This window comes from Stenotrophomonas sp. FW305-3-2-15-E-LB1, assembly GCF_058787375.1.
Genome location: NZ_JBYSZR010000039.1, coordinates 1 through 14,177, shown reverse-complemented (window position 1 = coordinate 14,177; position 14,177 = coordinate 1). Strand labels below are relative to the sequence as shown.

Genomic DNA, 14,177 nt, shown 5'->3' with positions numbered 1-14,177 from the left:
GTTGACATTTGCATGTCGGCGTGTCGAAGCTGCGTCCCACGCCTGCCGTCCAGGCGATCCTTTGGGAGGAGGAAACCATGCGGCAATCTGCCGGAGCTGTACGCACCATCACGCTGTCCCCCACGCCCCTGATCGTGGCCCTGCTTGCCGCGCTGGCCGCCGCCCCGCTGGCACAGGCGCAGTCGGCCAGCGGCACCACCGGGCAGGACGCCACCACGCTGGACCAGGTGCAGGTCACCGGCATCCGCGAGTCGATGCAGAGTTCGATCAACAAGAAGCGCGACGACACGGTCATCGCCGACGTGCTCTCGGCTGACGACATCGGCGACCTGCCGGCGCCGTCGCTGGCCGATGCGATCGAAACGCTGACCGGCGCCGCGTCGACCCGCGACAAGACCGGCGCCTCGGAAATTTCCATCCGCGGCCTCGGCGCCTTCCTCAGCAGCACCAATTTCAACGGCCGCGAGATCACCAACGGCAGCGGCGACCGCTCGGTCAACTTCAACATGTTCCCGGCCGAACTGATCAACACGGTGGCCATCTACAAGACCCAGCGCGCCGACATCATCGAAGGCGGCGTGGCCGGCACCATCGGCCTGGAGACGGTCAAGCCGCTGGAATACGGCAAGCGCTCGATGCAGTTCGACCTGCGCGGCAGCTGGGCCGAGTACGACAAGAAGTACCGCGATGGCGATGGCATCGGCTACCGCGGCACCGCCAGCTACATCGACCAGTTCGAGTTCGGCGACGGCCAGAAGCTGGGCATCTCGCTGGGCTTCCAGCGCCTGGACGGCACCGACCCGGAAGAGAGCATCACCAGCGGTTCCACCTGGTACGCCTGCGACGGCAACCAGAACGTGGCCAATGCCAATTGTTCCGAAGTGGGTGCGCAGGCCATCGCCAATGGCGCACCGTACTACCTGGTGCCCAGCAGCCGCATCTACCGCCTGAAACAGGAACGCAACGACCGCCAGAGCGAGTTTGCCGCGGTGCAGTGGCGGCCCAACGACGTGGTCGAAGTGAACGTCGACTTCGAGCACACCCAGCGCAACTGGTACGAAAACCGCAGCGACCTCAGCCTGTCCAACGCGCGCCGTGGCATCACCCAGCGCGAGGTGGACGAGGACGGCATCGTCCGCCACCTGCATGGCAGCACCTCGATTGATTCCACCTCCAACCGCTACTGGCGTGGCGAGGAATACACCGGCGGCGGCCTGAACCTGATCGTGCGCCCGAGCCCGGCCTGGGAACTGTCCACCGATCTGTCCTACTCGCACACCAACCGCCTGGACAGCGAGCGGATGACCCGCCTGCGTGCCAACCAGCGCGACATCAACAATGCCATCGTGCCGGGCATCAGCAGCGGTACCACCGGTTATGTCGACTACGACTGGGACTGGCATGGCGAGGTGCCCAGCGTGGCCCTGGCGCCCAACTTCGACGTGCAGAACTGGGATGCGTATTCCGGTGCGGCCCGCGTCACCTCCAGCGCCACCGAGAACGACCACAAGATCAAGGCCGGCCGCTTCGACGCCAGCTTCATGCCCGAGTCGGGCTTCTTCACCCGCATCAAGGGCGGCGTGCGCGCCAGCCAGGCCGACTACCGCCTGCGCGACAACACCCTGGTGACCGACTACGACCAGCGCGTCGCCGCCGACAAGGCGAAGATCATCGCCGCCAACCAGGCCTGCCGCGCTCCATTCCCGCAGGACGATTTCATGGATGCGGCCAGCGGCAACACGATCTCCTCGTGGGCCTACTTCGATCCCAACTGCCTGTACCAGTCCTTCCGTGGCAGCCTCGACAGCGGCCTCGACCCGGACTTCCAGGATCCCAACAACGTCGACATCACCGAGAAGACGCGCGCGCTGTACCTGCTGGGTGAATTCAGCAGCACCCTGTTCGGCCTGCCGGTCACCGGCAACGTCGGCCTGCGCTGGGTCAAGACCGATGTGCGTTCGGAAGGCGTGCGCACCGACCTGCAGATCGAGGACAACGGCGATGGAACGATCCGCCTGCAGCCGACCGGCAACTACACCACCCAGGTGTTCAAGGCCGGCAATGACAAGCTGCTGCCCAGCCTGAACGCGGCCTTCGAGCTGCGCCCGGACGTGCTGCTGCGCGTGGGTGCCTACCGTGCCATGTCGCGCCCGGACATCTCCGCGCTCGGTGCCGGCCGCACCATCAATGTCAGCAGCGATGCCACCTACGGCGACCTGGCCGATGCACTGGACGACATCAGCGCCAGCGGCAACCCGGCCGCGCAGCCGCTGATGTCCTGGAACGGCGACCTGTCGCTGGAGTGGTACCCGAACCCGGACACCCTGCTGGCCGGCGCGGTGTACTGGAAGCAGTTCAACGGCGGTACCGCCACGGCGCTGGTGCCGGAAACCTACACCATCAACGGGCAGACGGTGACCGTGCCGGTGCGCCAGCAGGTGACCACCGACGAGGACAGCACCCTGACCGGCCTGGAGCTGAGCGCGACCCACCGCCTGTCGTACCTGCCCAAGCCCTTCGACGGGCTGGGCTTCAAGATCAGCTACAACTACGCCGACGCCGACTACACCACCCAGGATTCGCGGTTGGGCGAACAGCTGGCCGCCGATGGCACCGTCATCCCGGCCATCGTCCCGCCGGCCGGCCTGAGCGGTTTCTCGCGGCACGTGCTGTCCGGCTCGATCTACTGGGACGTGGGCCGCTTCAACATCCAGGCCATCGGCAAGTTCCGCTCGCACTACTACCAGGACTTCACCGGCAACACCGCGCAGCAGAACCGCTACTACGACGACAACACCAGCGTCGACCTGCGCATGCGCTACAAGGTCAACAAGCAGCTGTCGCTGTCGCTGGAGCTGATGAACCTGACCAACGAACCGCGCGTGGCGTACCAGCCGCTTTACGGCAATTTCCGTGAAGTGGTGACCTACGGGCGGCGTGCGTATTTCGGTGTACGATACAAGTTCTGAACAGGGCGGCGCGGCCAGTGGTCGCGCCGTCGCTCCATCCGGACCCGCACCGCGCACGGTGGCCCGGGACGGGCCCGGAGGGAACCGCCAAGGGTCAGCCGCATGTCCGCCAACCGCCTCTACCAGACCATCGCCGCCAAGCTCCGCAAGCTGATCGAGGACGGCGAATTTCCGCCGGGCTCGCGCCTGCCGGGCGAGCGTGAGCTGGCCGAACGTTTCGGCGTCAGCCGGGTGACCGTGCGCGAAGCCGAGATCGCCCTGGAAGCCCAGGGCTGGATCGCCATCCGCATTGGTTCGGGCGTGTACGTGAAGCCACGCCCGGCGCAGGCCTCCGGTGGCCTGCCCGATGTCAGCGCCTTCGACCTGACCGCCGCCCGCGCGGTGTTCGAAGCCGAGGCCGCGGCGCTGGCGGCCAGCAACATCGACGACGCCGGCATCGCCGAACTGCAGGTGCTGGCGCAGGCGCTGTGCCGGCGCGACCTGACCGACGAAGAAGCCGGCGACTTCGACCGCCGCTTCCACCTGACCATCGCCCGCCTGTCCGGCAATCCGGTGGTGGAGTACTTCATCCAGCAGATCTGGCGCATGCGCAGCGACCTGCCGCGGGTGGCCGAGGTCTACGCGCGGGTCTGCCACGACGATGGCGCCAGCCGTGCCGACGAGCACATGGCGATCTTCGAGGCACTGCGCAGCCGTGACCCGGTGGCCGCGCGCAACGCGATGCGCTACCACTTCCAGCGCCTGTTCGAGGCGATGCTGGAAGCGACCGAGAGCCAGGCCCTGGAAGAGATCCGGCGGCGTACCCAGCAGGACCGCGAGCGCTTCCTGGCCACCACGCGTATCTGACCCACCGCCACGCGCTGCGCTGCCGCACTGCAACAGCGTGCGCGCGCTATGCTGGCGGCTGGACGTCTGAGATAAGGAAAGCGTGATGTTCCCGACTGTGTTTTTCACCATGGTGCTGGCCGTGGTGGCCGTCATCATCCTGTTCAAGGCCGTGCGCATGGTGCCGCAGGGCTACGAATGGACCGTTGAGCGGTTCGGCCGCTACACCCACACGATGTCGCCCGGCCTGCACTTCCTCATTCCCATCGTGTACGGGGTGGGGCGCAAGGTGAACATGATGGAGCAGGTGCTGGACGTGCCGGGCCAGGAAGTGATCACCAAGGACAACGCCGCCGTGCGCGTCGATGGCGTGGTGTTCTTCCAGGTGCTGGACGCGGCCAAGGCCGCCTACGAGGTGGCGGTGCTGGAAGTGGCGATGATCGCCCTGGTGCAGACCAACATCCGTACCGTCATCGGCTCGATGGACCTGGATGAATCGCTCAGCCAGCGCGAGGTGATCAACGCCAAGCTGCTGAGCGTGGTCGACCATGCCACCAATCCGTGGGGGGTGAAGGTCAACCGCATCGAGATCCGCGACATCCAGCCGCCGCGCGACCTGCTCGATGCGATGGCGCGGCAGATGAAGGCCGAGCGCGAGAAGCGTGCGCAGATCCTGGAAGCGGAAGGTTCGCGGCAGTCGGAGATCCTGCGTGCCGAGGGCGAGAAGCAGGCCACCGTGCTGGAAGCCGAAGGCCGCCGCGAAGCCGCGTTCCGCGATGCCGAGGCGCGCGAACGCCTGGCCGAGGCCGAGGCGAAGGCCACCCAGGTGGTTTCGGCGGCGATTGCCGAGGGTGACGTGCAGGCGATCAACTATTTCGTCGCGCAGAAGTACGTCGAGGCCTTCAAGGAACTGGCGAGCTCGCCGAACCAGAAGCTGGTGCTGATGCCGATGGAAGCCAGTGGCGTGATCGGCTCCATTGCCGGCGTCGCCGAACTGGCCAAGCAGGCCCTGGCGAACCAGGAAAACAAGCCGGCCCGCAAGGGCCCGCCGCCGTTCGGAGGCTGACATGCGCTGGGACGTGGTTGCGTGGGGTGCGCTGGCCCTGCTGCTGTTCGCCGCCGAGGCGCTGGCCCCGGGCGCGTTCATGCTGTGGATCGGCATCGGTGCGGCGGCGGTGTTCGTGCTGGTGGCGGTGTTCGCCGACATTCCGCTGTTGTGGCAGGTGGTCGCGTTCGTGGTGCTGAGCGTGCTGTCGATCCAGTGCTACCGGCGCTGGGGCAAGCCGCACGCGCGGGCCAGCGACAAGCCGCTGCTGAACCGCCGCGCCGAGCAGCTGGTCGGCCGGGTGGTGGCGTTGTCGCAGGCCATCATCGACGGGCAGGGCCGGGTCAGCATCGATGATGCGTCGTGGCAGGTGAGCGGGCCGGACCTGCCGGCGGGTACGCGGGTGAGGGTGGTGGCGGTGCAGGGCAGCGTGCTGCTGGTCGAGTCTGCGGCGGGGTAGAGTCGACTGTTAGTCGACTGGCCTTGTGTGCTGGGTCGGGGGGGGTTGGGTGGCCGGTCCCGCGACCCCAACCCGCCCGATCCCCGACAGTTTCCGTGCGCGTCCAGCCCACGGAAAAGAAAAAAAGAGCAGAAGCAAAAGCCGGTCGCTGCGCTCGCGAGGTCGGATCCCTTTCCGCAGGAAAGGGCTCCGACCCCTCTCTATATATGTATCGACATCCACATCTGCTCTTGCTCTGCTCTGGCACTTGCCAACCGTCACCACGGAACCTGGCAGGGGTGGGGCGGTGTGGGGGTGCGGGACCGCAGGCGCCATGGATGGCGCCTACGAGCCCCCATGGATGGGTTCACGGCGTGTCCCGCAGCCCCACACCGCCCCGCCCAAACCCAGACAACCCAGAGCCGACGAACCCAGGCTCTGCGCTTGTAGAAAAGTGCTGCCGGCCGCAGGCCGGCCAAACACAATCCCCGCTGCGCTGCGGCACGCCTGCCGCCGACCGATCTGGGATAATGGCCGTTCTTGTTTACCCTGCTGCCGGACCGGTCATGACCCAGAAGACGCTGCTCAACGATACCCACCGCGCCCTCGGCGCCAAGATGGTCGATTTCGGGGGTTGGGACATGCCCATCCACTACGGCTCGCAGCTGGACGAACACCACCTGGTGCGCCGCGAAGCCGGTGTCTTCGACGTCAGCCACATGACCGTGGTCGACCTGCGCGGCGAGCAGGTCAAGCCGTTCCTGCGCCGCCTGCTCGCCAACTCCATCGACAAGCTGAAGGTGCCGGGCAAGGCGCTGTACTCGTGCATGCTGAATCCGGCCGGCGGCGTCATCGACGACCTGATCGTCTACTACCTGGCCGATGACTTCTTCCGCATGGTCGTCAACGCCTCCACCCGCGAGAAGGACCTGGCATGGCTGCGCGAACAGGCAGCGCCGTTCGGCGTCAGCGTCGAGCAGCGCCCGGACCTGGCCATCCTCGCCGTGCAGGGCCCGCAGGCGCGCGACAGCGTCGTCGGCCTGGTCGGCGGCGCCGACCGCGATGCGCTGGCCAAGCTCGGCCGCTTCGCCGCCCTGCAGGTCACGGCGGACGACGGCGTCGAACTGTTCGTCGCCCGCACCGGCTACACCGGCGAAGACGGCTTCGAGATCCTGCTGCCGCAGGACGCCGTGGTCGCCTTCTGGAACCGCCTGCTGGCGGCGGGCGTGAAGCCGGCCGGCCTCGGCGCGCGCGACACCCTGCGCCTGGAAGCCGGCATGAACCTGTATGGCCAGGACATGGACGAAGCGATCAGCCCGTACGAAGCGGCGCTCGCCTGGACCGTGTCGCTGGACGAAGGCCGCGACTTCATCGGCCGCGACGTGCTGGAGGCGCAGAAGGCCGCCGGCAATGCGCGCCAGATGATCGGCCTGGTGATGGACGAGAAGGGCGTGCTGCGCCACGGCCAGGCGGTGACCACCGCTGGCGGCCAGGGCGAAATCCTGTCCGGCACGTTCTCGCCGACGCTGGCCAAGGGCATCGCCTTCGCCCGCGTTCCGGCTGGCGAGCTCGGCCAGGTCACCGTCGACATCCGTGGCCGGCAGGTGCCGGTGCGCGTGGTCAAGTTCCCGTTCGTCCGCGAAGGCCAGGCCCAGCCCGGCGTGCTGGCCGACGCCTGATCCGGACGTGCCGGTCGTCACTGACAGCAGTGGCGGCCGGTTGGTTACACTAGCCCCGATTTTTCCACCCCCTGCAAAACCTGGAGCAGTTCCCATGAGCGAGATCCCCGGCGACCTCAAGTTCCTCAAGTCCCACGAGTGGGCCCGCGTTGAAGGCAACGGCCGCGTCACTGTCGGCATTTCCGACCATGCCCAGGGCCTGCTGGGTGACCTGGTCTACGTCGAGCTGCCCGAAGTCGGTGCCGACGCCAAGGCCGGCGAGCAGATCGCCGTCGTCGAGTCGGTCAAGGCCGCCTCGGACGTCTACAGCCCGGTCAGCGGCACGATCGTCGAGGTCAACTCGGCGCTGTCGGACAAGCCGGAAACCATCAACGAAGATGCCTACGGCGAAGGCTGGATGTACGTGGTCGAGCTGACCAACGCCGAAGAGCTCAACGAGCTGCTGGATCCGGACGCCTACGCCGAAGCCCTGGAAAACGAAGACCACTGAGTCCTCGTTTCCGGGTTCCAGAACGGCCACCTTCGGGTGGCCGTTTTCGTTCCGGCCACCGTAACCGACTCATGCCATCGGGTTCGCAGCACACCTGCGGCGTGGCATCAGGCGGCATTGAACGGCGCGATCAGGCGCGCGCAGTTTTGCGCAAATCCGCGTTTCAGCCCCGCGCTGGCGCGTTCGGATGTGAAAACTTTTACCCCCCGTTGCAGACCCGTTGTGGTGCGGCGGGCGAGTGCGCGGGCGCGTGTCGAACGACGACGCGCGATGCGCGGCATGCAATGCTGCCTATCAACGCAGAGTGCTTATTTCAAGCACTTTTTATTCAGCACGCGCGATCAGGTGTTGCGCTGTGCGGCATTGCCGGTGCGCGATGCAGGGCTGGCAGGACGCCGCACGGCGGTGCCGTCGGCGGCACTTGGATGGACGCGGATGTGAAATTTTTTCGCGGGGGTTGTTGACAGTAAAAAAAACCGTGATTAGGTTTCGCCTCAGCAGACCTTGCCTGCCAAACCGAGTGCGCAGAATCAATCGTCCGATGCGAAGCAGCCCCTTCAAGACCACCGCGATCCTGCCGACGGTGGACATGGCCCCGCTTCCCCCGGAGAAATGCAAGGCATCTCCTGTTCCGATGCCCGCTCCGCCGATCGAGGCGGGCATTGCCGCATCCGTAACGGCGCGCCTGACGCGCCGGCGGTCCCCGCACGCAGCAACCGCGGGTTTGATCCACCTGGGCGTTTCAACTCCCTATCACTGACGAGGAGCCATCCCATGGCAACCAAGAAAGCTGCGAAGAAAAAGCCCGCCGCCAAGAAAGCGGTGAAGAAGGTCGCTAAGAAGGCCGCTGCCAAGAAGGCAGTGAAGAAGGTCGCGAAGAAGGCGACCGCCAAGAAGGCCGTGAAGAAGGTCGCCAAGAAGACCACTGCGAAGAAGGCAGTGAAGAAGGCGGCGAAGAAGGTCGCCAAGAAGCCGGCAAAGAAGACCGCGAAGAAGGCCGTCAAGAAGGTAGCCAAGAAGGTCGCCAAGAAGACCACTGCGAAGAAGGCAGTGAAGAAGGCGGCGAAGAAGGTTGCCAAGAAGCCGGCAAAGAAGACCGCGAAGAAGGTCGCCAAGAAGGCAGTGAAGAAGACTGCCAAGAAGGCCACCGCGAAGAAGGCCACCAAGAAGGCTGCCCCGAAGAAGGCTGCCAAGAAGGTTGCCAAGCGCAAGCCGGCCGCCCGCAAGAAGAAGGCCGCTCCGGTCGCTCTGCCGGCAACCCCGGCGCCGCTGATCTAAGTACTTCCCGATAGCCGTACCCTGAAACCCCCTTCCCTGGCTGCCCAGCGGGGAGGGGGTTTTTTTATGGGCGACCGCAGGCCGTGTGCGGCGCCGGAGGAAAGCGCTCCACCAGGAAGTCGACGAAGCTGCGCAGGCGGGTGGATGGGTAGCGGTCGTGGGAATAGACCACGTGCATCGGCCGGCCGGTCCGGCCATGTTCCGGGAACAACTGCACCAGGCGTCCAGCGGCGACGTCGGCGGACATCAGCTGGTTCGACTGCAGCACGATGCCCAGCCCATGCAGCGCCGCCGCACGCAGCGCCTCGCCGTTGTTGATCTGCAGGCGCGCAGCGGCGATATGCTCCAGCCCGCCAGCATCGCCCTCCAGCCACTGCGCCAGCGCGCTGGGACTGAATGACAGGCATTGATGCGCTGCCAGGTCGGCAAGCGTGCGCGGCGTACCGTGGCGGGCGAGGTAGGCCGGCGAGGCGCACATCATCAGCCGGTAGGGTGTCAGCGGGCGGGCGACCAGCGTGCTGCTGTCGGCCAGGGTGCCGATGCGCAGCGCGGCCTCGACGCCTTCCTCGGCCAGGTCGACCACGCGGTCGCTCAACGTCGCCTCTACCCGCACGTGCGGATGGCGCTGCATGTACTCGGCCAGGGCCGGGACCAGCGCGTGCGTGCCGAAGATCACCGGTGCGCTGATGCGCAGCGTACCGGCCGGTGCCAACTGCTGGTGCGCGGCCTGCGCATCGGTCTCCTCGACCAGCCGCAGGATGTCCCTGCAGCGCGCGTAGTAGTCCTCGCCGAAGGGCGTCATGTGCTGGCGGCGCGTGGTGCGGCTGAGCAGCTGCATGCCCAGCCGCGTTTCCAGTGCACGCAGGTGCTTGCCGGCCATGGTCGCCGAGATGTCCATGGCCGCCGCTGCGGCACTGAGACTGCCCTTGTCCACGATCAGCACGTAGACCTGCATGCTTTCCAGCAGGTTCATCTGACACCCCGGGTGTTGAATGCTGAAACCTGCGCGGAGTTTATCAATCAGGGGTGATCGAAGAGCATGCGCTGCACGGGCCGGATGTGCCGGCAATGCAGATGGGAGAACACCATGGATCTGAAGCTTGAAGGACGGACCGCGCTGGTGACCGGCGCAGGCAGCGGCATCGGCGCTGCGGTTGCGCGGCAGCTGGCGGCGCTCGGCGTACGCATCGCGATCACCGCGCGGCGGCAGGAGCCGCTGCAGGCGCTGGCGGCGGAGATCGCCGCTGGCGGTGCAGCCGCGCCGCTGATCCTGCCGGGTGACCTCACCGACGCCGCGCAGCTCGCGCGCATCGCCGCCGGGGCGCAGGCCGCGCTGCAGCGCGTGGACATCCTGGTCAATGCCGCCGGTGGCTCGCGGCCGACGTCTGTCGACGCCGCCGATGACGTATGGGAGGAGGCGATGGCGCTGAACTTCTCCGCGTCGCGGCGGCTGACCCAGGCGCTGCTGCCCGGCATGCAGGCGCAGGGCTGGGGGCGGGTGATCAACTTCAGTGGCTCGATGGAGCCGCGTGCGGTGAATGCCGCCACGGCGGCGAAGGCTGCGCTGCACCTGTGGAGCAAGGGCCTGTCATCGCAGGTGGCTGCGCAGGGCATCACGGTCAACACCCTCGCGCCCGGGCGCATCAACAGCGCGCAGATCCTCAGCCGCTTGCATCCCACCGAGGAAAGCCGGCGAGCGTTCATCGACCGCAACATTCCCATCGGCCGCTTCGGCGAACCGGAGGAGGTGGCGCCACTGGTGGCATTTCTCGCGTCGCCGCTGGCCGGCTACATCACCGGCGCGGTCATCCCGGTGGATGGCGGCATGCACTACTTCGCGCACTGACCCTGCGTCTGCTTCACCGCCGTGGGTAGAGTCGACTGTCAGTCGACTGCTTTTCGATCCGGCACCGCGGGAGTCGACTGACAGTCGACTCTACCCTTCACCGGCAAGGCAACCGCGCTCAGCGCGGCGAGGCCACGGCACGGTTGCCCGAGGCGCCCTTGCCCTTGCGCTTGTCCTGCTGCGCCGGGGTCGCGCCTTCGGCCATCAGGCTGTCGCTGCCGAAATCGGTGTCCACGTCCAGCCAGCGCTGCGCCGGCAGGCCCAGCGCCGAATCGAGCACGGTCGGCAGCAGGCCGCTGGGCAGGCCGCTCTCGCCGTTCCACAGGATGGCGATGCCGAGGTCACGCTCCGGCACCAGTGCGACCAGACCGCGATAGCCCTGCACCGCACCGGCATGGAAGACCACGTCGTGGCCGGCGTAATCGAAGGTGCGCCAGCCCAGCGCGTAGCCGGCCGAGTGCAGGCGCTCACGGCGCCAGCCCGAGCGCATCTCGCCCGGGGTGTTGATCAGGCTCGAATGCAGGGTGGCCAGCAGCGGTGCCGGCAGCACGTCGGGGCGATGCCCGGTGTGTGCCAGCAGCCACTGCGCCATGTCGCTGGCACTGGCGTTGACGCCGGCGGCCGGGGCGACGCGGTAGTAGGTCGGCTTCGGCGTCAGCGATACCCAGCCATTGCGGCTGCGCACGTGCGGGCGCGCCCAGCGCGAGCTGGCCTGGATGCCGGCCAGGCCGAGGCTGGCATCGTTCATGCCCAGCGGCTTGAAGATGCGGCGCTCGACCGATTGTTCGTAGAAGCTGCCCGAGGCGGCATAGACCACGTCGCCGATCAGGCTGAAGGCCACGTTCTGGTAGGCGTAACAGTCGCCCGGCAGGCATTTCAGGCTGGTGTTGGCCAGCTTCTGGGTCAGCGAGTAGTACTCGGCGTTGCCTTCGATGTCGCGGTCGTAGGCGTTGTAGGGCAGGCCGACGCGGTGGCTGAGCACATCGGCCACGGTCAGGCGGTCGGTGGCTTCGGGCGAGTTGAGGCGGAAGCCCGGCACGTAGTCGGTGACCTTGCTGTCCCAGCGCAGCGTGCCGTCGTTGACCAGCAGGCCGGCCATGGTGCCGGCGAAGGCCTTGGACAGCGACGCCAGGCGGAATACGGTATGCGCGTCGACCGGCAGCGGATTGTTGACGTCGGTGACGCCGTAACCGCGCGCGCTGAGCACGCGGCCGCCCTGCACGATGGCCACGGCCATGCCCGGCACGCGCTCGCCATAGGTGAGCTGCTGCGCCATCGATTCGATGTGGGCGACGTTGAAGCCTGCGGCAGGCAGCTGCACCTGCGGCACCAGGCCGGTGCGGTACGCGGCCGGCTGGGTGTGGGCGATGCCCGGGCCCGCGGCGGTTTCGATGTTGGTCGGCATCGGCGGCAGGGCCGGCGGTGTCTGCGCGGTGGTGGACAAGGCCACGGGCATCAACATGCCCAGCAAACCGGTGGTCGCCACCCGGACCGGGCGACGCAGGTTGTTCATTTTCATCGGTTGGACCCGTGCGCGACTGCTGTTTGTGATTCTAGCGCCGCTTTTCGCCTGTGCACAAACAAAGCGAAGATGAATGCGCATCTGTTTGAAAAAGTTGGATTTTTGACGCTCGGTGACGGCCTCCGGACACACCTGCAGCGCACCGGTGCAGCCACCCTGCGGCCGCGTCCGCGCACGGCGCGCTGGCGATGTTGCAGTGCATTGTCTAACGTACGCGCTTCACCGCCCCCGGAGCCCGACATGCCGCCATCCAACCGCCGCGTCCCGGCCAGGCCAACCGCGTGAGCGCGGCCGCAGGCAAGGGGCCGTTGCGCGGGCTTGTGGCGGCGCTGCGTGAATCGCCAGCGCTGTGGTGGTCGTTCCTGTATTTCTTCTGCCTGCTCAGTGGCTACTACGTGCTGCGCCCGGTGCGCGAGGCGATGGCAGCGTCGTCCGATCTGGAGACGGTGTTCCCGCCGCTGCTGATCGGCTGGTTCGCCAGCCATGGCATCGCCCTGAAGGATTTCGTCCTGCAGTTCCTGTTCACCTGCGTGTTCCTGATCATGCTGGTGCTGCAACCGGTCTACGGCTGGCTGGTCAGCCGCTTCCCGCGGCGGGTGTTCCTGCCGGCGGTCTATGGCTTCTTCATCGCCACGCTGCTGGTGTTCTACGTGCTGTTCGACAGCGGCGTGCCGGGGCGGGGCATGGCCTTCTTCCTCTGGGTCATGGTCTTCAACCTGTTCGCGGTGGCCGTGTTCTGGAGCTTCATGGCCGACGTGTTCTCCAACGTGCAGGCACGCGCCTGGTACGGCTACATCGGCGCGGCCGGCACCGTCGGTGCCTTCCTCGGCCCGATCCTCACCAGCGCGCTGGTGCAGCGCGTGGGCATCGCCAACCTGATGCTGGTATCGGCCGGCTTCCTGGTCGTGTGCCTGTTCTGCATCTGGCGGCTGCGGCACTGGGCGGTGCTGCGCGAGCGCGAGCAGCAGCTGGTGTCGGGCGAAAAGCCGATGGGTGGCAGCGTGCTCGATGGCCTCAAGCTGATCGTGCGCGAGCCGCTGCTGCGCTGGCTGGCGGTCCTGGTGGTGTTCGGCGTGGGCGTGGGCACCCTGCTGTACAACCAGCAGGCCAGCATCGTGCGCGCGGCCTTCAGCGACCCGGCGGCCAGCACCGCGTTCTTCTCGCGCATCGATCTGGCGGTCAATGCGCTGACCCTGCTGCTGCAGCTCAGCCTGACCCGCTGGCTGCTGTCGCGCCATGGCATCGCACCGGCGCTGCTGATTCCCGCCTTTGCCATCCTGATCGGCTTCTCGGTGCTGGCCGCCTCGCCGTTGCCGATGATGGTGGCGGTGGTGCAGGTGCTGACCCGGGCCAGCGAGTTCTCGCTGTTCAAGCCCGCCCGCGAGACCATCTACACCCGCGTGGACCGCCAGTGGCGCTACAAGGCCGGCGCGGCCATCGACACCGTGGTCTACCGCGGTGCCGACCTGAGCTTCACCTGGGTGCACAAGGCGCTGTCGCTGTTCGGCTCGCATGTGGTGTTCGCCGGCGGCATGCTGGTGGCGGCGTGCATGACCCTGGCCGCGTTCGGCGTGCTGCGCGAAGAGAAGAAGCTGCCGCGCGACCGCTGAGCCCATCATCCTGTCAACCCATCCAAGGAATCCTCCATGTACTGGATCGCACTCGCCCTGACCCTGCTGGTCGCACTGCTGCACGTCTACTTCCTGGTGCTGGAGATGTTCCTGTGGACCCGCCCGCTGGGCCTGAAGACGTTCCGCAACACCCCGGAGAAGGCGGAGATCACCCGCGTGCTGGCGGCCAACCAGGGCCTGTACAACGGCTTCCTCGCCGCAGGCCTGTTCTGGGGCCTGTTCGACCACCTGCCGATGCTGGTGAATTTCTCGCTGGGCTGCGTGATCGTGGCCGGCTGCTACGGCGCGTGGAGCGTCAACAAGCGCATCTTCTTCATCCAGGCCGTGCCGGCGCTGCTGGCGGCAGTGGCCTGGTGGTTCGTGCCGGCGTAATCGCTTTGTAGAGTCGAGATCCTATGTTCGCAGTCAAGCCTGCAGGAAGCGGGCTTGGCCCACCTTCAACAGGGCTGGATC

Annotated in this window: 12 protein-coding genes; 10 read left to right on the top strand and 2 right to left on the bottom strand. The window is 67.0% G+C overall.

Annotation, left to right across the window (positions count from 1 at the left end):
• The first annotated feature begins 77 nt into the window (after positions 1 to 77).
• From AC3WL7_RS19815 to AC3WL7_RS19785, 7 genes are all read left to right on the top strand, one after another.
• Positions 78 to 2,969 (top strand): TonB-dependent receptor, encoded by a 2,892-nt coding sequence (locus AC3WL7_RS19815; protein WP_492752664.1) that lies wholly within the window; start codon positions 78 to 80, stop codon positions 2,967 to 2,969.
• Between the two features lie 102 nt (positions 2,970 to 3,071).
• Positions 3,072 to 3,815, top strand: a complete 744-nt coding sequence (locus AC3WL7_RS19810; protein WP_079222845.1) for a FadR/GntR family transcriptional regulator — start codon at positions 3,072 to 3,074, stop codon at positions 3,813 to 3,815.
• Positions 3,816 to 3,900: 85 nt separating this feature from the next.
• Positions 3,901 to 4,860 (top strand): SPFH domain-containing protein, encoded by a 960-nt coding sequence (locus AC3WL7_RS19805; protein WP_079222844.1) that lies wholly within the window; start codon positions 3,901 to 3,903, stop codon positions 4,858 to 4,860.
• A 1-nt stretch (position 4,861) separates the two neighbouring features.
• A complete protein-coding gene (locus AC3WL7_RS19800) occupies positions 4,862 to 5,299 on the top strand; it encodes an NfeD family protein (protein ID WP_492752661.1) in 438 nt (145 codons plus the stop codon).
• Between the two features lie 545 nt (positions 5,300 to 5,844).
• Positions 5,845 to 6,957: a glycine cleavage system aminomethyltransferase GcvT gene (gene gcvT / locus AC3WL7_RS19795; RefSeq protein ID WP_079222842.1), complete on the top strand. Its 1,113-nt coding sequence runs from the start codon at positions 5,845 to 5,847 to the stop codon at positions 6,955 to 6,957.
• 94 nt (positions 6,958 to 7,051) lie between these two features.
• Positions 7,052 to 7,447, top strand: coding sequence for a glycine cleavage system protein GcvH (gcvH, locus tag AC3WL7_RS19790; protein WP_079222841.1), 396 nt, complete (start codon positions 7,052 to 7,054; stop codon positions 7,445 to 7,447).
• Positions 7,448 to 8,059: 612 nt separating this feature from the next.
• On the top strand, positions 8,060 to 8,725 hold the full coding sequence (locus AC3WL7_RS19785; RefSeq protein WP_492752659.1) for a histone: 666 nt from the start codon (positions 8,060 to 8,062) through the stop codon (positions 8,723 to 8,725).
• A gap of 64 nt (positions 8,726 to 8,789) precedes the next feature.
• Here the strand turns inward: AC3WL7_RS19785 and AC3WL7_RS19780 are convergent, their stop codons facing one another.
• Complete coding sequence (locus AC3WL7_RS19780; protein ID WP_492752657.1) at positions 8,790 to 9,698, bottom strand: LysR family transcriptional regulator; 909 nt, start codon at positions 9,696 to 9,698, stop codon at positions 8,790 to 8,792.
• A gap of 114 nt (positions 9,699 to 9,812) precedes the next feature.
• Between AC3WL7_RS19780 and AC3WL7_RS19775 the strand changes: the two genes are divergently transcribed.
• The gene (locus AC3WL7_RS19775) at positions 9,813 to 10,571 is read left to right on the top strand and encodes an SDR family oxidoreductase (protein ID WP_492752656.1); all 759 of its coding nucleotides are present in this window, start codon (positions 9,813 to 9,815) and stop codon (positions 10,569 to 10,571) included.
• Positions 10,572 to 10,689: 118 nt separating this feature from the next.
• On the opposite strand, the gene AC3WL7_RS19770 is transcribed toward AC3WL7_RS19775, so the two are convergent.
• On the bottom strand, positions 10,690 to 12,090 hold the full coding sequence (locus AC3WL7_RS19770) for a serine hydrolase domain-containing protein (RefSeq protein WP_079222837.1): 1,401 nt from the start codon (positions 12,088 to 12,090) through the stop codon (positions 10,690 to 10,692).
• 284 nt (positions 12,091 to 12,374) lie between these two features.
• Between AC3WL7_RS19770 and AC3WL7_RS19765 the strand changes: the two genes are divergently transcribed.
• Positions 12,375 to 13,703, top strand: a complete 1,329-nt coding sequence (locus AC3WL7_RS19765; protein WP_079222836.1) for an NTP/NDP exchange transporter — start codon at positions 12,375 to 12,377, stop codon at positions 13,701 to 13,703.
• A 36-nt stretch (positions 13,704 to 13,739) separates the two neighbouring features.
• Complete coding sequence (locus AC3WL7_RS19760) at positions 13,740 to 14,096, top strand: DUF1304 domain-containing protein (protein ID WP_079222835.1); 357 nt, start codon at positions 13,740 to 13,742, stop codon at positions 14,094 to 14,096.
• The last annotated feature ends 81 nt before the right edge of the window (positions 14,097 to 14,177 follow it).